Raw genomic sequence first — 20,560 nt, forward strand, 5'->3', positions numbered from 1 at the left:
AACCTACTTATTCTTCCTCTTTTACAATCTCAAGTTTAATTGGCGGCTCAGTACGCTCTTTCAAACCAAGCGTATCCGCTCTTTTGGCTATCTCCGACTGCGTAGTCAATTTCATCAACTCCGCAGACAACGACTTATAATCCCAACTCAACTCTTTCACCTCTCTACCCAAACGATCAATCTGTCTCACCGTACGCTCCGCTAAGTGGCGATTCGAAATATACAACAACGCTAATAACGCTAAGAAAGCACCAAAAGGTAGATTCTTTGTCACTAAATAAGTAGACAATTTAGCCGGTGAAAATAGATTACGAAGAAAACTACGTGTTTCCTCCACCTTCTCCTCTACCGACTCCGAGATTTCCTCTTGAACATCTTCACTCAGCTCTTCGTTACGTAACGTATTTCTTCTCGCCATAACGCTTCCAGCTAGTTATCAATCTTTTCCGCAACGCGCAATTTTGCACTTCGCGAACGGTTATTTCTCTGCAACTCTTCTTCAGAAGCTGTAATCGCCTTGCGTGTGATTACACAGAACGGTTTTATCTCATTGCCAAAAAAGTCTTTCTCCACCTCACCTTTAAACTTCCCTTTCAACATGAAATTTTTCACCAAACGATCTTCCAAAGAATGGTAAGACATAATTACCAAACGACCACCTTCTTTAAGAACAGAAATACTTTGCAGCAAAAACTCTTGCAAAGCTTCCAATTCTTTATTTACCTCAATACGCAACGCTTGAAAGACCTGAGCATGATATTTATGTTCTTTACCTTTCGGCACCATCTTTTTTATCACCTCTTTCAGTTCCGCTACCGTATTGATTTCTTTCGCTAATCGCGCAGTAACTATAGTTTTGGCTAAAGATTTTGCATTTTGTACCTCTCCGTACATTCCGAAAATGCGATGCAAATCCTCTTCAGCATAAGTATTCAATACTTTTCGCGCATCCAAATCAGACACCTGATCCATACGCATATCCAAATCCGCATCAAAGCGAATAGAAAAACCACGTTCCGCATCATCAAATTGATGAGAAGAAACCCCAAGATCACCCAAGATCCCGTCAACTTCTTTCACACCTTCAAGGCGCAGGTAGTTTTTCAAGAAACGAAAGTTTTGATGAACCAACACAAAACGTTCGTCATCGATAGCATTATTTATTGCATCAGGATCTTGATCAAAAGCAATCAATTTACCTTTAGGACCTAATCGCTTTAAAATCTCACGAGAATGACCTCCACCACCGAAAGTCACATCTACATAAACCCCATCCGGCTTAATATCCAAAGCTTCCATGCATTCATGAAGCATTACTGGCACGTGATACACTTGTTCATTAGACATTAAAACCTCCTTCTAGATCAAAATCTCCCATTACTGATTCCGCTAAATCCGAGAAGTCTTCCTCAGAAATAGCATTCATCTTCTCGTCGTACTTCGCTTTAGACCACAACTCTACTTTGCTTAGGTTACACACCAACACCAAATCAGAACCCACTTGCGCGTAATCCAACAAAGGCTTAGGCAAAAGCACACGACCCGCAGAATCCAACATCAATTCCATAGCTCCGCTCGTAAATTTTCGTACGAAATCACGGTTCTTAGCCTGAAACTGATTTAATCTTGCCAATTGCGACAAGATCCTATTCCATTCGGCGCGAGTATAAATCACTAAATTTCCATCGAAGCCACGATTAACAACAAGCCCTTCACGCTCCACGTCAGGCAACTGACGCTTGAGCGCTGCAGGAACCACCATTCTTCCTTTGGCGTCCAGCTTGCATTCGTATTCTCCGATTAAAAAATTCATCTTTAGTCTATACCTCTAATCAAATTTAATGTAAAAGTATACACTTTCTCCCACATACTCCCACATTCCCCCACAAAAAAGTTTTCCACATCAAATTTCCGCTACAATTAACTCCTAAAAAAATCGCTTATTTCTGATATTCAGGCGTATTTTTATTGAAAATCAAGAAGTTAATTTTTAAAGTCCACAATGTCATTTTTGTGCAACAAAACAACTTTTTTAACTCCTTTTCACACCTGAAAGTTGAATAATATTCGCGTAAGTGGGGGAAAGTGGTAGATAGAATAAGTGTCATATATTTCGTAAAAAAAGACTCAAAATCTCCCCATTTTATTTCTCAGATTGGATTCGTTATTGTCGGCTAAAACCGATAATTTTGCAGGATATATTTTCTACTTTATAAATATGTATAGAAGTCATAATTGCGGCGAACTCCGAATCGCCGATGTAAATAAGGAAGTAACTCTTGCTGGTTGGGTACAAAAATCTCGCGACAAAGGTTTCATGATTTGGGTGGATTTACGTGATCGCTACGGAATCACACAATTGATCTTTGATGAAGCACGTACAGAAGCTAGCGTCATGCAATTGGCTAAATCTTTAGGTCGTGAATTCGTAATCCAAGTAAAAGGTACGGTTATCGAACGCGAATCTAAAAACAGTAATATTCCTACAGGAGAAATTGAAGTTTTGGTAAATGAATTAACTATTCTTAACGAAGCGCAACTTCCTCCTTTCACTATTGAAGACGAAACTGATGGCGGTGAAGATATTCGTATGAAATATCGCTACTTAGACATACGTCGTAATCCGGTTAAAAACAGCTTGTTGTTCCGCCACAAAGTAGCTCAAGAGGTTCGTAACTACTTATCCAATTTAGATTTCTGTGAGGTAGAAACACCTTATTTAATCAAATCAACTCCAGAAGGAGCTCGTGACTTTGTCGTGCCTTCTCGAATGAACCCAGGACAATTTTACGCGTTACCACAATCTCCTCAAACATTCAAACAGTTGTTGATGGTCGCGGGAATGGATCGTTATTTCCAAATCGTAAAATGTTTCCGTGATGAAGATTTACGTGCGGATCGACAACCTGAGTTCACACAAATCGACTGCGAAATGTCTTTCATTGAGCAAGAAGATATCTTGAACGTATTCGAAGGTTTGACACGTCATTTATTAAAGAAAATTCACAATATCGATATCGAAAAATTCCCACGCATGACTTTTGATGAGGCTATGCGTACATACGGTAACGATAAACCAGATATTCGTTTCGGCATGAAGTTCGGTGAATTGAACGCTGTAGCACAACACAAAGAGTTTGCTGTATTCAACAACGCTGAATTAGTAGTTGGTATTGCGGTACCAGGCGCTGCTTCCTATACGCGTAAAGAAATCGACACTTTAATTGATTGGGTAAAACGTCCTCAAGTAGGCGCTTCAGGTATGGTTTACGTGAAATGTGAGGCGAATGGTCAATACAAATCTTCTGTAGATAAATTTTACGATCAGGCTGACTTAGCAAAATGGGCTGAAGCAACAGGCGCTAAAGAGGGGGATTTGATTTTGGTATTATCGGGTCCGGCAAACAAAACAAGAGCTCAACTTTCAGCTTTACGTATGGAATTGGGCAACCGTATGGGCTTACGTAAGCCAGATGAATTTGCTCCGCTTTGGGTTGTTGACTTCCCGTTATTGGAGTGGGATGAAGAAACAGATCGTTACCACGCGATGCACCACCCATTCACTTCACCAAAACCAGAAGACATGCACTTATTGGATACTGATCCAGGTAAAGTTCGTGCTAATGCTTATGATTTGGTATTGAATGGTAATGAAATCGGTGGAGGTTCTATCCGTATCCACGATAAAGAAACACAAGCTTTAATGTTCAAACATTTAGGATTTACTGCTGAGCAAGCACAAGAACAATTCGGTTTCTTAATGAATGCCTTCCAATACGGAGCTCCTCCACATGGTGGTTTGGCATTTGGTTTAGACCGTTTGGTAGCTATTTTAGGTGGTCAAGAAACTATACGTGATTTCATCGCATTCCCTAAAAACAATTCAGGTCGCGATGTGATGATTGATGCACCTGCGCCAGTTGACCAAGCTCAATTAGACGAATTAAGTTTAGCCTTGGCTGTGAAAGATTAAGTGCTATTAAACATAAAAGAAAGGCTGATTAATATAAATTAATCAGCCTTTTAATTTTTGCAACATTATTTTATTAAATACTTATCGTCCCTCCTCCTCCAAAGAAGACAATCAGCACGACAAAGAAGACAACGATTTCTACAAATACTAAAAAGCAGAACAATAGAAATCTAAAGAATATGCCTTTCTTCGAGTAAAAACCTTTAAAAGCTTGATAGAATGATAGGTTCGTATAGACAAGAATTGCAATAAAGTGGAGCCAACTAATAACCGACTCCAACGCAGAAAAACGTAATAACTCCAAAGGTTCTAAAAGTTTAGCCCCAATAAAAGTCAACAGGACACCAATGAACGGTAAAACTGACACAATAACGTGTTCCAGATAATTTAGCTTCACTCTTTTATATAGCATATAACTATTGAAGGAGATTACAGGAACAAAAGCAATTAATATCGCCTTGCTATAATTATGGAGAAAATCATTAACCCCCGTTTTATCTTCAATATCAACTTCTTGCAAATCAGGAAAAAGACTTCCATTAAACTTACTCACTAAAGAATAAAACCCGACCAATAATAAATATGAGGTAGAAAAAGTTATAATACGATTTTCGTTTCCCTGCAATATAGTCCATCGCTGCATAACCCGGTCTGGTAAGCACTTGTTTAATAGTAAACAATAATCCTTTGTCCAAATGAAAAACGCCATGCACCACATCATGGGCTATAAAATGAGACAAAGACAAACGATGCGTGTCAGCACTTTGCCCACAATGAGAACAATATTTGCCATGGATTTCCTTATGGCAATTTAAACAAGTAGTGGAATCGAAATTCATATTTACGGTAGAAGGGTTTAGAGCAACAAAAATACTTATTTTAAAAAAGATTTTATTATAAAACATAAAATCGAATCATTTCAATACTAAGAAGAGAAGATTTATTAAGATTTCTATTAACACACTTCATATTTTACTTTTTGAGAAATATGATTTATTAAAAAACAGGATTTTTCCCCTTTTAGAAACCCTTATATATAGTTTATTTTAATATAAATTACTACACCAACAAACAAACGTTATGAAACAGAGAAATTTAAGTCGCAACATCAATGTCTTATGCATATTGTTGTTCGGCAGTATGTGGGCTCCTAGCTGCTCTCCCAGGCAAGAAGAAAACAAACTTTCTTCTTCTTATGAAAAAAAACTTATTAACTATAAGGAAGGCACTTTGCTATTTGATGAATATTCCAACACGAATAACAAAGTTCTCACAGAATTCCGAAAGGGAGAACCAGATTCAAGGTGGTATTGGATCTCATTAGAAGATTTGGAAGGATATATCCATTACGTCAAAGAAAATGCTAAAAAACAGCAGCTAGAAAATCTAGGCTTGCGCATTTACTTGGGAAAATACCCTTTGGATTACCCTAAAGATAAAATGGCTAACCCTGATTATGCTGGTTACCAAACCATATTTATAGTCCCTACAACACAAACAACTACGTCACAAAACCAAAACATTAAGAGCTTAACTAGCACTTCAACATCGAGAAATGAGGATATTACAACTATCTCAGGTATAAATGCTGTAAACTTAGCTCCACCACCAAAAGTACCTTCAGAAGGAATGCAATAATATGATTGATTCGAACATAGAATTAGGCAAAATAATAAGTATGTTAATATCTGTTTTTGTAATGATATTATTATACTGTATCAAAAGACAAAGTAAGAAAGAAAATTTTCTATTTATTATAGGTTATTCCACTCTTTCTATCATTGATATTTTTTGCTTTTTTTATTTCAAATTGACCAAATTGCCTACAGATATTTTTTATACTGTAGGCTTTTTGACTATTGTATTTTTTCTTTACCTTTTCTATTACTTTAAACTTCTGTATTTAAAACCATTACGTAAAATACAGTTCACTATAATTCTACTTTTTGTACTAAATATTCTAATACAGATTATTATTAATCAAAATGCCTTTTTAAATTTTTCTTTTAATTGGCTATACATCAATATTTTACTATTATTATTTTCAATCATTTTATTTCTATACCAAACATTTAATTCTAATAAGATACTTCATATCAAACACTATTTACCATTTTGGATTTCTGTGTCTTTACTCATTTTTTTTATTGGAAGTATACCGATATTCTATTTTAGACATACAATTTCGGAACAACTTTATTTCATCATTCTTTTATCTTTAAATATTGTAAGTAACTTAATAATAGCAAGAGGAGTATTATGGCATAAGCACAATTGTTGGAAGTAGCACATGGAAAATATAGAAGAAAACAATTTGGTAATAGTTTCTACAGCCACGTTGCTGCTAGTGATATTTATCATGCTTTTTTTATACTTAATATTTTTGAAGAAGAAAACCACTTTAATGCTTGAACAAAAGGAAAAGGATATATGGTTTGAAAAGGAATTAGCGAATACACAAGTAGAAATTAAAGAACAAACTTTAAATTATATAGGACAAGAGCTACACGATGATTTAGGACAGAAATTATCTGTCGTTCGATTAAAACATAATCAACTACTTAATAAAATTGAAGATGCTCACCATACAGAATTAATAGAACTAAATGAGCTTTTGGGTGAGTGCATACAAGATATTCGCAATCTGTCCAAAAACCTCATTACCGAACAAATCGTTCATTTCGGATTAATAGAATCTATTGAACATCAGGTTTTGAGGATTGAAAAATTAAGACTTTTACATATTGATTTTTCTTTTAACAATCATGATGTAGATATTCCTGCTAAACATAGTTTGATTCTGTTTCGCATAATTCAAGAAAGTTTAAACAATATACTCAAGCATTCTAAAGCAAAAGAAGTCAAAATTACAATCACAGAGGATCCCAACACTTTAAATATAGAAATCAATGACAATGGAAAGGGGTTTCAAATTGATCATGCGCAAGATGGGTCGGGATTAAAGAATATGGAACTACGTGCAAAATTACTTGGCGCAAGTTTTAAGGTCATTTCCATACCCCACACTGGCACTACAACCAAAATTGTCTACAAAAAGAATATATCATGGAATACATACCAATAGCAATAGTTGACGATCACACGCTAATGTCAAAAGCATTGGAAAATATGATCATGGAGGACGCTAAATACAAAGTTGTAATGAATAATGCCAATGGGGAAGATTTTATCCAAGCATTATCCAACGCAAATGAACTGCCTCAGGTCGTGTTAATGGATATTAATATGCCCTACAAAAATGGTATAGAAACTACACAGTGGCTTAGTGAACGATTTCCAGAAATCAAAGTTATCGCATTGACAATGGAAGATGATGAACAGGTCATTATCAAAATGCTCAAAGCTGGCGCCAAAGGCTACTTACTAAAGGACATGCAGCCTTACTTATTTTTTCAAGCTATAGAAAATGTAATAAACAAAGGGAGCTTTTATACGGACTTTGTCACACAAAAGCTTCTTAAAATAAAAATTGAAGACATGAAATCTAGTTCTATTATTTCTGAACTGAAAGAAAGAGAAAAAGAATTCATAAAATGGGCTTGCAGCGAACTCACGTATAAAGAAATAGCTGATAAAATGTGTTTAAGCCCTAAAACTGTAGACGGTTACAGAGATGCCGTTTTTATTAAACTGGAAGTAAAAAGCCGTGTCGGATTAGTCCTTTTTGCTCTTAAATACGGATTGGAATAAATTATTTCATGCCTGTCATGCTAAAATCTTCTTTTGATTTTTTATGAATGATTAAACACAATAATTAAAAATTTCGGGTATATTTAAAAGTTGGTTAGAATATAACCAGCTTTTATTTTTGTAGGAGATTAAGCAGAGTCAGCATGGCGCAAAATATCGCAGATAAGTTTTTAGAAGACAGTTCAGCCAAATCCTTCGACCTTCGTCACCGCGAAATCATCACTAACAATATTGATAAATACAACACGGCGTTCGAAAGAGGGAAAAATAAGTTTTTCAATTTAGAAAATTCTAAAGCGAAAGCTAATCTTATTAAATGGCGAACGATTGAGAATCTCGATAAATACTTAGTGGATTTTGAAGCACGCTTTACCGCAAATGGAGGCAAAGTAATCTGGGCAAATGATGCAGAGGAAGCCCGTCAAGAGATTTGGAAGATTTTTGAAAAGCATAATGCTACATCGGTTATCAAATCCAAATCCATGGCTACTGAAGAAATTGAATTGAATCATTTCTTAGAAAAAAAAGGTATTGATCCCATCGAAAGTGACTTAGGTGAATACATCATTCAATTGCTGAATCACAAACCTTACCATTTTGTTACGCCAGCTATGCATTTGAGTTTGGAAGAAATTGCCAAACTTTTCCATGAAAAGTTCGATACGCCACTGGATGCTACAGCAGAACAATTGACGATGAAGGCTCGTGAAATCTTGCGCGAAAAATATACTACAGCGGAAATCGGAATTACGGGTGCTAACTTTCTAGTCGCTGATACGGGGAGTATAGCCATTACCGAGAATGAAGGCAATGCTCGCTTAACCACTTCTTTTCCAAAAGTACATATCGCTGTTGTGGGAATTGAAAAGGTAATTCCCAGCATGGCAGAATTAGATTTATTTTGGCCACTGCTAGCTTCACATGGAACAGGTCAAAATCTTACGGTTTACAACACACTTTTGAGCGGTCCCAAAAAAGATGAAGAAACCGATGGCCCAGAAGAAATGTATGTTGTCCTATTGAACAATGGCAGAACCAATGTATTAGAGAAAAAAGATCAACGCCAAGGTTTATATTGTATTCGTTGTGGAGCCTGCTTAAATGTATGCCCTATCTATCAAAATATCGGTGGTCACACCTACGAAACCACATACCAAGGACCTATAGGATCTTTAATATCGCCACACCTTAACGGAATGAAAGAATTCAAACATCTTTCCTACGCATCGAGTCTATGTGGAAAATGTACTGAGGTCTGTCCTGTAAATATTGATATTCAAAAAATGTTATTATTGAATCGCAGAGATTCTGTACAGGAAAACCTTGCTCCTACTTCCGAACAACGTCTGTGGAAAGGTTTCTCTTTTGCTGTCAAAAAACGTAAATGGATAGATTTCTTTGGCGGGAAAATGAAAAACTTCTTTATGCGCAATTTCTTTAAAAAAGCTTGGGGAGATAATAGAGAATTACCGGAATTCCCTAATAAATCTTTTGCTAAGCAATGGAAGGAACATCAAAAAAATAAGGATAAATAGGATTAATATAATATGTCATTTCGACCTTAGGAGAAATCTATAAAATTGACAATTAATAAGGGGATAATTAATAATCCCAAAATATAAAACACAAAAAATGGGCTACATAATTTGTAGCCCATTTTCTTTATCTTTAAACTTAAAGCCTAGTCAATATATTCAAAACCTGTGTAAGGAACCAATGCAGCAGGAATTTTAATTCCTTTTTCCGATTGATTATTTTCTAAGATGGAAGCCACAATACGTGGTAATGCCAATGCTGAGCCATTTAACGTATGTGCTAACTGCATTTTGCCATCCGCATTTTTGAAACGTACTTTCAAACGGTTAGACTGGAAAGTTTCGAAGTTTGAAACTGAAGAAACTTCTAACCAACGCTCTTGTGCAGCTGAATACACCTCCATATCGTACGTCAACGCTGAAGTGAAACTCATATCTCCCCCACAAAGACGCAATACGCGGTAAGGCAATTCTAATTTTTGCAACAAACCCTGTACATATTGGCTCATTTCTTCCAATACTTCGTATGATTTATCAGGATGTACGATTTGCACTGCTTCCACTTTATCGAATTGGTGAAGACGGTTCAATCCACGTACGTGCGCACCATAAGAACCAGCTTCACGTCGGAAACATGGTGTATAGGCACAATGTCTGATCGGGAATTGCTCTTCTTTTACGATTACATCACGGTATAAATTCGTAACTGGGACTTCCGCTGTAGGGATCAAATACAAATCATCGTTCGTTACGTGGTACATTTGACCTTCTTTGTCTGGAAGTTGTCCTGTCGCAAAAGCTGAAGCTTCATTCACCACAATAGGAACTTGCACTTCCCTGTAACCTGCTTCTGCAGCTTGATCCAAGAAAAAGTTAATCAAGGCACGTTGAAGACGAGCACCTTTTCCTTTATATACTGGGAAACCAGCTCCCGTAACTTTTACACCTAATTCTAAGTCAACAATATCATATTTTGTCAATAACTCCCAGTGCGGCAATTTGCTTTCAGTCAAAGTAGGAACTTCACCATGTGTCAAAACCACTTCGTTATCCTCTGCTGAAACACCGACAGGAACTGATGAGTGCGGCAAGTTTGGTAAAAGCACAATTTTCTCATTCAATGTTGCTTCTACCTCTGCTAATTTTTCGGCAAATTGCTTTTGTTGCTCTTTATATCCAGACGATTTTGCTTTAATAGCTTCTGCTTCTTCCTTTTTACCTTGACGCATCAAATCACCGATTTGCTTTGCGGAGGAGTTTGCTTCAGCAGCGATAGCGTCAGACTCACTTTGAATCTTACGACGTTGTTCATCCAAGCTAATGATTTCATCAACCAAAGCTACATCTTTGAAATTCTTAACGGCCAATCTCTCGACAACCGCATCCCTGTTCTCACGGATATAATTTAACTGCAACATATTATTTTGAGTTTATCGGCACAAAGATAAGAAACTGCGATTTACAATTCAGTAATTTTTCCTACAAATCCAATGTAGCGAATAGATATTAATATGCGTTTTATCAACAACTAGAATAAATTTTTCCATTACAGCTTTCCTCTTAAGACTTAAACACCCCGTTTAAGTCTTTTTTGTGAACATCTTTCGCAACTATCTTATATTGCGTACCTTTGAACTATGCTATATTTAGTACCTACGCCTATTGGCAATTTGGAAGATATGACTTTCCGTGCGATTCGCATTTTGAAAGAATCGGATTTGATCTTGGCAGAGGACACACGCACCAGTGCTCCTCTGTTAAAGCATTTTGGTATTGAGAAAAAAGTCTTTGCCCACCATCAACATAATGAGCATAAAGCCGTTTCTGAAATCATCAAATTCTTGAAAGAAGGACAAACCATTTCTTTGATTTCGGATGCAGGAACACCTGCCATTTCAGATCCTGGATTTTTACTTGTGCGTGAAGCCATTAAAGAAGGACTAGAAGTACAATGTTTGCCGGGCGCAACGGCTTTTGTTCCTGCGTTGGTCAATTCTGGTCTTCCAAACGATCGTTTTTGTTTTGAGGGTTTTTTACCCGTAAAAAAAGGACGTCAAACACGTATGAAGCAATTGGTGGAGGAAAAAAGAACGATGATATTCTACGAATCTCCACATAGATTGTTGAAAACTATCGAAGAATTTATCCAATATTTTGGGGAAGAAAGACAAGCTTCTATTTCCAGAGAATTGAGTAAATTGTACGAAGAAAATGTACGCGGCACTTTATCGGAGCTAAAATTACATTTTGAAAACAATCCCATTAAGGGAGAATTCGTATTTTGTGTAGCAGGTGCAGAATAATAGAAAGAAATTAATTTATCATTTCCACATATGAGTATAGATAAATTTGTACAAGACGGTCAAGATCCGAAAGTAATTGAAAAAATATACAACAAGATTTCAACGATGTTGAATCACGACGAAGTTGTGAGTTATATTGCTTTGCAGAAAAAACCTGCAGTTACGCTTTTACCTGATAGCATCGCGATTAGCAATAAACGTATTTTTTTGTGTGAATTCACCAAATTAGGGTTAGCCACGAATTTTGAAATATTTGATTGGAAAGACATTAAAGATATTGCTTTCAAAGAAGAGATTTTTGGTTCTAAAGTGACAGTGATTCCTTTTACAGGAGAGAATTTGAGTATCGATTATGTACCAAAAACACAAGCTCGTCGATTGTATCAATTGATTAAAGAAGTTTTGGAAGACATTAAGTCTAATTCTTCTAGTGAGCCTCAAACCCAAACTAAATCTGTTGAGGAACCCAAAACCATTGTCACAAAACCAGCGGAGCCAGTTCGTGATCTTTATGGAGAGCCTGTAAAAGAATTTATTCCACCTAAGGTGGTAGAGACTCCAAAATTTGAACCTCATGTTGCAAAACAAGATCATACTTTTGCGCCTCCTGTGAATCAAACGTATCAATCTCCGATTTCAACACCACCTCCCGCACCTGTTGAAGATGAGGATGACGAAATCACCTTGAAGTTGAAAAAGTTAAAAAATCTTTACGACAAACAATTGATCTCACAATCGGAGTACGAAAACAAAAAAGCAGAAATCTTATCACAACTATAATATCACGTGAAACAAAATTATTTACTGGCACTATTAAGTGCCTTTATTCTTTGGCTAGGATGGCCCCCTATCCCCTATAGCAGCTTACTTCTTTTAGTAGGGTTCGTTCCTTTGTTAGTCGCTGTCGAAAATATTATTCGTGGTGATTATAGCAAAAAGGGAACTAAAATATTTTGGACCTCCTTTCTAACAGGGTTTGTTTGGAATACAGCTTCAATTTATTGGGTATTCAATTCTTTAAATGCCGTATTGCCAAGCTGGGTGTCGTTATTGATATCCCTTATACCGTTCGGTCTTGCGCCCCTACTTATGGCAACTGTTTTTAGATTGTATTATGAATTACGCAAAAAACAAACTATAATAATTTCGTTTTTAGGCTTGATTTCTCTTTGGATTGGCTACGAATATTTGCATCAAACTTGGGATTTAGCATTCCCATGGATGACTTTGGGAAATGGATTTGCAAATTTCCATCAGATTATTCAGTGGTATAGTTTTACAGGAGTTTATGGCGGCACACTATGGATATGGGTAGTTAATATTTTAGCTTTCTTATTCTATTGGCAGTACAAGCAAAAGGTTCAAGCTTATTCGCAAAAACTGATTCTTTCCTTGGGAATAGGGCTAATCGTATTTCCTATACTAATCTCAGTTGTTCAATATACAACTTACGAAGAACCTATTAATCCTTCTGAGGTCGTGGTTGTACAACCCAATATTGACCCTTATCAAAAATTCGGATCCATTTCTCCTTCGGAGCAATTGGAAAACTTAATAAGCCTTTCTAAAAGTGTGGCAAAGCCAAATACAGAATTTTTCGTTTGGCCAGAAACAGCGATTTCAGAACGCGGAGGAATCAACGAAGAAGATTTTAGACAATATCCTTCCTACGAACGAATTGTAAATTTCTTAGGCGATTTCCGAAATGGAAATGTTTTATCAGGAATTGAAAGCTACGCCATCTATCAAGATAAACGTACACTTACAGCTAGACCTTTTGGCGCTGGCTATGTAGATAGCTTCAATGGGTCTACCTTAATTGACGGATCCAGTATTTTACAGTATTACCATAAATCCAAGTTGGTACCAGGCGTGGAACAATTACCATTTGGAAATTTCTTAGCTTTTATGACACCACTTTTCGAACATTTCGGAGGTACTACAGGTGGTTATGGCAAAGATACTGAGCCGAAAGTACTGTATGCACAAAGTGGAATTGGTGCTGCTCCTACTATTTGTTATGAATCCATTTGGGGAGATTATGTTGCTGAATACGTCCAAAAAGGCGCACAATTCATTGCCGTTATGACTAATGATGGCTGGTGGAAAAATACTTCTGGGAAGGACCAACACATGGCTTACGCTAAAATTCGTGCCATTGAAAACAGACGTTGGGTAGCGCGCTCGGCTAATACAGGTATTTCGGGATTTATCAATCAAAAAGGTGATATCGTACAGCATACAGATTGGTGGGTTCCAGCTGCATTGACGCAAGAAATCAATCTTAATGACGAAACCACATTTTACACTAAAAATGGAGATATTATTGTATATTTTGGGTTATTTGGCAGTTTATTGTCATTTCTTCTGTTAATTATTTCGAAATACAAAAAATAATTCAAAAAATTTTCGCAAATACCTAATTTTGCCAAATGCATATATATCTAGATAACGCAGCTACCACAGCCTTGGATCCAGAAGTAATCGATGTGATGGTAGAAACCATGAAAACAGAATTTGGGAACCCTTCTTCTATTCATGCTCATGGTCGTCAAGCGAAAACTATAGTTGAAAAAGCAAGAAAAACAATTGCTCATTTATTACACGCTTCACCCGCTGAGATTTTCTTTACCTCGGGTGGAACAGAAGCGGATAATATGGCTATCGTTCGTTCGATAGAAGCCTATGGCATTACACATGCTATTACTTCTCCTATCGAGCACCATGCCGTACTTCATACATTAGAGGAGTTAGCAAAAACAGTGAAGATTCAATTGGATCTCGTGCGTTTAGATGCAAAAGGAAATATAGATTTAACTCATTTAGAAGAATTATTAGCAAAAAATCCACGTACGTTGGTGTCTTTAATGCATGCCAACAACGAGATTGGCAATCTTATTGATATCAAACGCGTTTCGGAAATTTGCCAACAATACCAAGCGATATTTCATTCGGATACCGTACAAACTATGGGACACTATCCGCATGATCTTTCACAATTAAAAATTGATTTTATTACTTGTGCGGGACACAAGTTCCACGGACCTAAAGGTGTAGGTTTTCTTTACATTAATGCCAGCAATAAAATAAAACCTTTAATATTTGGTGGCGCTCAAGAACGTAATATGCGTGGTGGTACTGAAAATGTATACGGCATTGTAGGTTTGGCAAAAGCGTTAGAAATAGCTTATCGCGATATGGAAAGTCATCAAGCTTACATCCAAGACTTGAAAAGCTATATGATTCAAGAATTGCAAAAAGCTATTCCTACGATTAACTTCAACGGAAATATCGATCCTGAAAACTCTTTGTATACTGTATTGAATGTTTCATTGCCATGTACCAACATGAGTGATATGTTGTTGTTCAATTTGGATATTGCTGGAATTTCTGCTTCAGGAGGTAGTGCTTGTAGTTCAGGTTCGGATATTGGTTCGCATGTTTTGCGTGCAATTGACGCTGATCCAGAAAGGCCTTCAGTTCGATTTTCCTTCAGTAAAAACAATACCAAAGAAGAAATCGATATCGTAGTCGCAAAACTTAAAGAAATTTGTGATCACGAATAAAAATAAAACAGAAATGGCCGATAAAATTATCAGCCATTTTTGTTTCTTCTAAAAATTATTTCACGCGGGATAGTTGATACTTTTCAGCTATGTCCCCCTTTATTTCATTTCCGGCTAAATCTAATTGAATCAAATAGTCCGGATTAATTTTATATTGATAATCTAAACCTTCTAAAGTCAATGTATTTTTCTGCACATCCCACTTCCCTTCTTTTATAAATTGATCTTCAGATTTACCTTCGTAACTATAACGTAATACGTAAGATTTATCTTGATGCAATTCGAGAATAGTGCTAATAGATTCACAGTCCACGCATGGCAAGTTTCCAGAATAAAGTCCTGCTAAATTCGCTGAAAGAGATTCCATATTTTCATTCTTATCTTTGGCTACTACAGACTTCTGGTTGTTGACACAACTTAAAGCTATCCCAACTATAACGAACCATGAAGATATGTAAACAAGCCAACGCATATGTTAGGTCATATTCAAAAAGAATACCAAAACACGCGATTTAATTTTTTTTCTTAAAATTTAACATTCATCGTCGTCATCCATCCCTAAAAGTAGATTTAATGCCCCCATTAATTCTCCTTTAGCATGATGATTACGAACTTTAGTAGCCACTAGAATACCTTGCTTGTAAACTTCCTCTGCCTTCTCTTTTTCTCCTACCTTCTCCAAGAATTTTCCAAAATGATAATAACTACCCACATAATCTGGAAAATTAGCTAACAAATTTTCAAAGCCTGCACGCGTTTTCTCATTATCATCTCCCTTTAGGTATTCCATAGTTAAGGCATAATGCAAGAAAGGGTCTTGAGGACTTTCCACTAAAAAAGCTTCTAACTGTTCAATTCGATTCATACTACAAAAGTAAACCATTAACGCAGAAAAAGAGAGTTTAAAAGAAATAATTTATTATGCTAGCATAGGAAATTAAAATTATTTGTCTATATTTGATAAGTAAACTTAAATAGATAAGCTTAAATCATAAACCATAAAAACATGAAAATATTAGTTTGTATAAGTAATGTTCCAGATACTACATCTAAGATTACATTTACCAATAATGATTCAGAATTCAACACAACGGGAATTCAATATATTATCAATCCATACGATGAGATTGCTCTGGCTAAAGCCATTGAATTAACAAATTCGGGGGCTAATGGATCGGTAACTGTTATTACAGTAGGCGAAGCCTCTACAGAGCCGACCATACGTAAAGCATTAGCTATTGGTGCTGATAATGCTGTACGTGTAAATGCGAACCCTGCGGATGCATGGTACGTGGCCAACCAAATTGCTGATTATGTCAAAAAGAATAGCTTTGATTTAATTCTTACCGGTCGCGAGTCCATTGACTACAATGGTTCTCAAGTAGCAGCTATGGTCGCCGAACTTTTGGGTTTACCTTCTGTATCCATTGCAAAAGGCTTATCAGTGGAAGCTGAACAAGCTAGTATTGAACGTGAAATCGAAGGAGGAAAAGAAGTTGTTTCAGCATCTTTACCATTGGTCGTAGGAACAGCCGAAGGTGTAGCTGAACCAAAAATCCCTAATATGCGCGGTATTATGGCAGCTAGAACAAAACCTTTGGAAGTACTTGAGCCTATCGAGGTGAAACCATTAACTAAATTTAATAAATACAGCACACCTCCAGCACGCGGCAATGTGAAATTAATTGATGAAAATAACATCAACGAATTGGTGAATTTATTACATAGTGAAGCTAAAGTTATCTAACCTAGAAAAAGAAAGAATATGTCAGTTTTAGTATATATAGAAAATACAGACGGTCAGTTAAAGAAGTCAGCTTTTGAAGTCGCTTCTTACGGAAAAGATATTGCTACACAATTAGGCACTGAAGCTATTGCTTTAGCTATCGGCGATATTTCTTCTGATGAGTTAACTAAGCTAGGAAATTATGGTATTGCTAAAGTATTGCATGTTTCTAGCGCGGATTTAAAAACATTTGTAAACCAAGCTTATGCATCGATTATTGCTTCTGCAGCGAAGCAGCATAACGCATCTATAGTCGTACTTTCGAATACATTCAGCGGTAAAGGTTTAGCACCTCGTATTGCGACGAAATTAGAAGCAGGGTTAGTTGCTGGTGCGACAAGTTTACCAACCGTTTCAGGGGATTCATTTGAAGTTACAAAAACAGCGTTTTCAAATAAGGCCATTGCATCCGTAACAGTTGATTCTTCCATAAAAGTCATTACAATTAATCCAAATAGCTATGCTGCCACGGAAACAGGTGGTTCGGCACAAGTAGAAGCCTTCAATGCACCGGTAGAATCTTCGGACTTTGGTACTATAGTCAAAGATATTGTACGTGCTACAGATAAAATTTCCTTGCCAGAAGCTGATATAGTTGTCTCCGCAGGTCGCGGACTAAAAGGTCCCGAAAACTGGGCCATGGTCGAAGAGTTAGCGAATGTATTAGGTGCTGCTACAGCATGCTCAAAACCAGTTTCGGATGCCGGATGGCGTCCTCATTCGGAGCACGTAGGACAAACAGGTATTGTCGTAAGTCCAAATTTATATATCGCGATTGGTATTTCAGGAGCAATTCAGCATTTAGCGGGCGTTAGTTCTTCTAAAACCATTGTGGTAATCAATAAGGATCTAGAAGCTCCATTCTTCAAAGTGGCGGACTATGGCATCGTAGGAGATGCTTTCGTTATAGTTCCAAAATTGATTGAAGCGTTAAAAGCATATAAAGGTAACTAAACAAAAACATATCTATAATTAAGGTAGTACGGACAAAAAATGTACGTGCTACTTTTTTTTTGGCATTAATATTCACATCTTTGTATCATTGAAGGTGTTCGGATGAAGAAACTTAAGTTAGATATCGTTGGCTTGTCATATAGCCAAACACAATCAGGAGCATATGCACTTGTCTTGGGCGAAATTAACGGCAACAGACGCCTTCCTATTATCATAGGTAGTTTTGAAGCACAAGCTATAGCTGTTGAAATCGAAAAGATGACCCCTAGTCGTCCGCTTACGCATGACCTATTCAAATCATTTGCCGATACTTTTGATATTTCAGTAGATGAAGTATTGATATACAATCTTGTCGATGGAATCTTCTTTGCCAAATTAATCTGTAGTCAAGGTAATCAAACACACGAAATTGATGCACGCACATCGGATGCCGTAGCTTTAGCAGTTAGATTTGAATGTCCGATCTACACGTATGATTTCATCATGGCTGCTGCTGGTATTGTAATTGAAAGTAATGATTTCGCTTTCTTAGAAAATATGAGCTCAGCAAGCACTTCGGAATCCGAAATATCCAAACCAAAACAAGAATTCCAAAAGCCTAAAGAGGTTTCTCCATATGCCTCCCTGACGATGGAACAATTGGAAAGCACACTAGAAAAAGCTATTGCTAACGAGCAATACGAAGTCGCAGCTAAAATTCGTGACGAAATAGAAAAAAGAAAATCATAAATTAATACTATGTCTATCAAATTAAGACTCACCATCATGAACTTCCTACAGTTCTTTGTATGGGGAGCATGGTTAATTACAATAGCTAACTATTGGTTCGGAACTAAGGGTTGGGATGGTACACAGTTTGGGGCAATCTTCGCCACGATGGGTATTGCATCACTCTTTATGCCAACCTTAATAGGAATTATAGCCGACCGTTGGTTCAATGCGGAAAAATTGTATTCGCTTCTTCACTTTCTCTACGCACTTTGTTTAATCTACCTTGCCAAAGTCGACAATCCAAACACATTCTTCACCGTTATACTTGCAGCTATGTGTTGCTATATGCCCACATTGGCATTATCCAATTCTATAGCATACAGTTCATTGACTGCGGCAAAATATGATTTGATCAAGGCTTTCCCTCCTATTCGTGTATGGGGAACTGTAGGATTCATCACTGCAATGTGGATTACAAACCTTTCGGGCAACAAAGCAACGGAATTACAGTTTTACATTGCTGCAGCAGGATCGATTACTCTGGCATTGTATTCCCTGTTTATGATTCCAAAATGTCCACCGCAACGTTTAATTCGTGAAAATTCAAAATGGACAGAACTGTTGGGTTTAGAAGCTTTCAAACTTTTTGCCAATTACAAAATGGCTTTGTTCTTTATTTTCTCTATGTTTTTGGGCGCGGCATTGCAGTTGACAAATGCGTATGGAGATGTATTTTTAAGTGAATTTGCCTTTTATCCAAAATATGCTAACTCTCTAGTGGTTGAAGGATCGACCATTATCATGTCTATTTCTCAAATTTCAGAGACCTTATTTATCCTTGCTATTCCTTTCTTTTTGAAAAGATTTGGTATTCGTAATGTGATGTTGTTTGCGATGGTAGCATGGGTATTACGCTTTGGATTATTTGCGTTTGGAAATCCATCAGGGGGATTGTGGATGATTATCCTTTCTTGTATTGTTTACGGATTGGCATTTGATTTCTTCAATATTTCGGGTTCTCTTTTCGTCGAAAGTTCTACTAACTCTAAAATTAGATCCTCAGCTCAAGGTTTATTTATGATGATGACAAATGGATTTGGGGCAGTTTTTGGTTCCATTTCTTCAGGCTGGTTAATTGATAAATATTTCACGGATGGATTTAGCAATGTGAATGACTTAGCTGCAAGATTAGAAACCTCATCGGACAATTCGAAGTTCCTTGAATTTATCAGCAGCAAGGGTGTTTCTATCGAAAATGGAGTATTTAGTGAAGTTATCTATCTAAAAGATTGGCATAACATCTGGCTAACTTTTGCAGGATATACTTTGGTTATTGTGATTGCATTTGCAATACTATTCAAACACAAACACGATCCAAAAGCTTTAGAAAACGTAAATCATTAAGATATAGCGAAGGGAAATCAAATTGATTTCCCTTTTTTATGCTTTTGTCTTTCTGAAGTTTGCTGAAAGATCTATTCATATTTGTAATGATTTATTTCCTTTTCAAATGACGCGGAAATTATCTTGCCTTTGCTTCAGCTATCATTGTTATAACTGCATCTATAGTAGATTTAGCTGCATTTTTCATTTTCTCCGTACCTGGATAATCCGCATCTAAAGTCACTTCTTTTGTTTTCTCTTTATAAGTATATTTTAAAATATAGCGTGGAATATTTTTTCCTTCATTCGGATTCTCACGTTTGGTAGTCATATCATCGTCAACATTCCAAAAGCCTAATTCCATGGCTTTACGATGTAAATACAACAAATCATCTTTGCGCATACGAACAGTATCTGTAAGCACACGGTTATCTGTCGTCACATATTGATATAATGCAGTTTTAGAATCGTATTTGTTGAACATTGAATCTGGCGTACCGTAAGTCAGTTCAAGAGATTCAAAATCCGCAAAACGGTAAGGTGCATTTTTTACCATCGAAGAATAATATATCCAACAGTACACGATAAATGGCACTATAATACAAATAGCTAAAAAGATTCTTTTTGATTTACTAGTC

General features: G+C 36.6%; 22 protein-coding genes. 13 read left to right on the forward strand and 9 right to left on the reverse strand.

Features of this window, described 5'->3' with window-relative positions; genetic code table 11:
• Positions 1–7 precede the first annotated feature (7 nt).
• Genes H8B04_RS08980 through mraZ form a run of 3 tightly spaced genes read right to left on the reverse strand, consistent with a single transcriptional unit; the run spans position 8 to position 1,813 of the window.
• Complete coding sequence (locus tag H8B04_RS08980) at positions 8–418, reverse strand: FtsL-like putative cell division protein (protein ID WP_190302131.1); 411 nt, start codon at positions 416–418, stop codon at positions 8–10.
• Positions 419–429: 11 nt separating this feature from the next.
• Positions 430–1,347 carry a 16S rRNA (cytosine(1402)-N(4))-methyltransferase RsmH gene (gene rsmH, locus H8B04_RS08985; protein WP_190302132.1) on the reverse strand — a complete coding sequence of 306 codons (918 nt, stop codon included), beginning with the start codon at positions 1,345–1,347 and terminating at the stop codon, positions 430–432.
• Positions 1,340–1,813: a division/cell wall cluster transcriptional repressor MraZ gene (gene mraZ / locus H8B04_RS08990; RefSeq protein WP_190302133.1), complete on the reverse strand. Its 474-nt coding sequence runs from the start codon at positions 1,811–1,813 to the stop codon at positions 1,340–1,342. Before mraZ ends, rsmH begins: the two co-directional genes overlap by 8 nt.
• Before the next feature lie 405 nt (positions 1,814–2,218).
• Here mraZ and aspS point away from each other — a divergent pair, with 405 nt between their 5' ends.
• The gene (gene aspS / locus H8B04_RS08995; protein WP_190302134.1) at positions 2,219–3,973 is read left to right on the forward strand and encodes an aspartate--tRNA ligase; all 1,755 of its coding nucleotides are present in this window, start codon (positions 2,219–2,221) and stop codon (positions 3,971–3,973) included.
• Positions 3,974–4,046: 73 nt separating this feature from the next.
• Here the strand turns inward: aspS and H8B04_RS09000 are convergent, their stop codons facing one another.
• Positions 4,047–4,526 carry a hypothetical protein gene (locus H8B04_RS09000; RefSeq protein ID WP_190302135.1) on the reverse strand — a complete coding sequence of 160 codons (480 nt, stop codon included), beginning with the start codon at positions 4,524–4,526 and terminating at the stop codon, positions 4,047–4,049.
• Entirely contained in the window at positions 4,519–4,812 is a 294-nt protein-coding gene (locus H8B04_RS09005) for a DUF3667 domain-containing protein (RefSeq protein ID WP_190302136.1), read from the reverse strand. Before H8B04_RS09005 ends, H8B04_RS09000 begins: the two co-directional genes overlap by 8 nt.
• Before the next feature lie 241 nt (positions 4,813–5,053).
• On the opposite strand from H8B04_RS09005, the gene H8B04_RS09010 reads away from it, so the two are divergent.
• The 4 genes from H8B04_RS09010 (at position 5,054) to H8B04_RS09025 (ending at position 9,219) form a co-directional block, all read left to right on the forward strand.
• Positions 5,054–5,611, forward strand: a complete 558-nt coding sequence (locus H8B04_RS09010; protein WP_165292257.1) for an SH3 domain-containing protein — start codon at positions 5,054–5,056, stop codon at positions 5,609–5,611.
• Between the two features lie 652 nt (positions 5,612–6,263).
• Positions 6,264–7,058 (forward strand): sensor histidine kinase, encoded by a 795-nt coding sequence (locus H8B04_RS09015; RefSeq protein ID WP_190302137.1) that lies wholly within the window; start codon positions 6,264–6,266, stop codon positions 7,056–7,058.
• Positions 7,040–7,684, forward strand: coding sequence for a response regulator transcription factor (locus tag H8B04_RS09020; protein ID WP_190302138.1), 645 nt, complete (start codon positions 7,040–7,042; stop codon positions 7,682–7,684). Before H8B04_RS09015 ends, H8B04_RS09020 begins: the two co-directional genes overlap by 19 nt.
• A 143-nt stretch (positions 7,685–7,827) precedes the next feature.
• On the forward strand, positions 7,828–9,219 hold the full coding sequence (locus H8B04_RS09025) for a LutB/LldF family L-lactate oxidation iron-sulfur protein (RefSeq protein WP_190302139.1): 1,392 nt from the start codon (positions 7,828–7,830) through the stop codon (positions 9,217–9,219).
• Between the two features lie 146 nt (positions 9,220–9,365).
• On the opposite strand, the gene serS is transcribed toward H8B04_RS09025, so the two are convergent.
• Positions 9,366–10,637: a serine--tRNA ligase gene (gene serS / locus H8B04_RS09030; protein WP_165292253.1), complete on the reverse strand. Its 1,272-nt coding sequence runs from the start codon at positions 10,635–10,637 to the stop codon at positions 9,366–9,368.
• Between the two features lie 219 nt (positions 10,638–10,856).
• Between serS and rsmI the strand changes: the two genes are divergently transcribed.
• From rsmI to H8B04_RS09050, 4 genes are read left to right on the forward strand one after another with little or no spacing between them, the layout of a single operon-like run.
• A complete protein-coding gene (gene rsmI, locus H8B04_RS09035) occupies positions 10,857–11,522 on the forward strand; it encodes a 16S rRNA (cytidine(1402)-2'-O)-methyltransferase (RefSeq protein WP_165292252.1) in 666 nt (221 codons plus the stop codon).
• Between the two features lie 30 nt (positions 11,523–11,552).
• Entirely contained in the window at positions 11,553–12,302 is a 750-nt protein-coding gene (locus H8B04_RS09040) for a PH domain-containing protein (protein WP_165292251.1), read from the forward strand.
• Between the two features lie 6 nt (positions 12,303–12,308).
• Positions 12,309–13,919, forward strand: a complete 1,611-nt coding sequence (gene lnt, locus H8B04_RS09045; protein WP_165292250.1) for an apolipoprotein N-acyltransferase — start codon at positions 12,309–12,311, stop codon at positions 13,917–13,919.
• A 35-nt stretch (positions 13,920–13,954) separates the two neighbouring features.
• Positions 13,955–15,088: a cysteine desulfurase family protein gene (locus tag H8B04_RS09050; RefSeq protein WP_190302140.1), complete on the forward strand. Its 1,134-nt coding sequence runs from the start codon at positions 13,955–13,957 to the stop codon at positions 15,086–15,088.
• 55 nt (positions 15,089–15,143) lie between these two features.
• On the opposite strand, the gene H8B04_RS09055 is transcribed toward H8B04_RS09050, so the two are convergent.
• Positions 15,144–15,560, reverse strand: coding sequence for a copper resistance protein NlpE (locus H8B04_RS09055; protein ID WP_165292248.1), 417 nt, complete (start codon positions 15,558–15,560; stop codon positions 15,144–15,146).
• A 60-nt stretch (positions 15,561–15,620) separates the two neighbouring features.
• On the reverse strand, positions 15,621–15,953 hold the full coding sequence (locus H8B04_RS09060; protein WP_165292247.1) for a tetratricopeptide repeat protein: 333 nt from the start codon (positions 15,951–15,953) through the stop codon (positions 15,621–15,623).
• Between the two features lie 141 nt (positions 15,954–16,094).
• Here H8B04_RS09060 and H8B04_RS09065 point away from each other — a divergent pair, with 141 nt between their 5' ends.
• The 4 genes from H8B04_RS09065 (at position 16,095) to H8B04_RS09080 (ending at position 19,943) form a co-directional block, all read left to right on the forward strand.
• On the forward strand, positions 16,095–16,835 hold the full coding sequence (locus H8B04_RS09065) for an electron transfer flavoprotein subunit beta/FixA family protein (protein WP_190302141.1): 741 nt from the start codon (positions 16,095–16,097) through the stop codon (positions 16,833–16,835).
• 18 nt (positions 16,836–16,853) lie between these two features.
• Positions 16,854–17,828, forward strand: coding sequence for an electron transfer flavoprotein subunit alpha/FixB family protein (locus H8B04_RS09070; protein ID WP_165292245.1), 975 nt, complete (start codon positions 16,854–16,856; stop codon positions 17,826–17,828).
• A 102-nt stretch (positions 17,829–17,930) separates the two neighbouring features.
• A complete protein-coding gene (locus tag H8B04_RS09075; RefSeq protein WP_165292244.1) occupies positions 17,931–18,557 on the forward strand; it encodes a bifunctional nuclease family protein in 627 nt (208 codons plus the stop codon).
• A 9-nt stretch (positions 18,558–18,566) separates the two neighbouring features.
• A complete protein-coding gene (locus H8B04_RS09080) occupies positions 18,567–19,943 on the forward strand; it encodes a nucleoside permease (protein ID WP_165292243.1) in 1,377 nt (458 codons plus the stop codon).
• A 118-nt stretch (positions 19,944–20,061) separates the two neighbouring features.
• Here the strand turns inward: H8B04_RS09080 and H8B04_RS09085 are convergent, their stop codons facing one another.
• Positions 20,062–20,478, reverse strand: a complete 417-nt coding sequence (locus H8B04_RS09085; RefSeq protein ID WP_165292242.1) for a hypothetical protein — start codon at positions 20,476–20,478, stop codon at positions 20,062–20,064.
• Positions 20,479–20,560: the final 82 nt, after the last annotated feature.

The sequence above is a fragment of the Sphingobacterium litopenaei genome, from assembly GCF_014692495.1.
Classification (GTDB): domain Bacteria; phylum Bacteroidota; class Bacteroidia; order Sphingobacteriales; family Sphingobacteriaceae; genus Sphingobacterium; species Sphingobacterium litopenaei.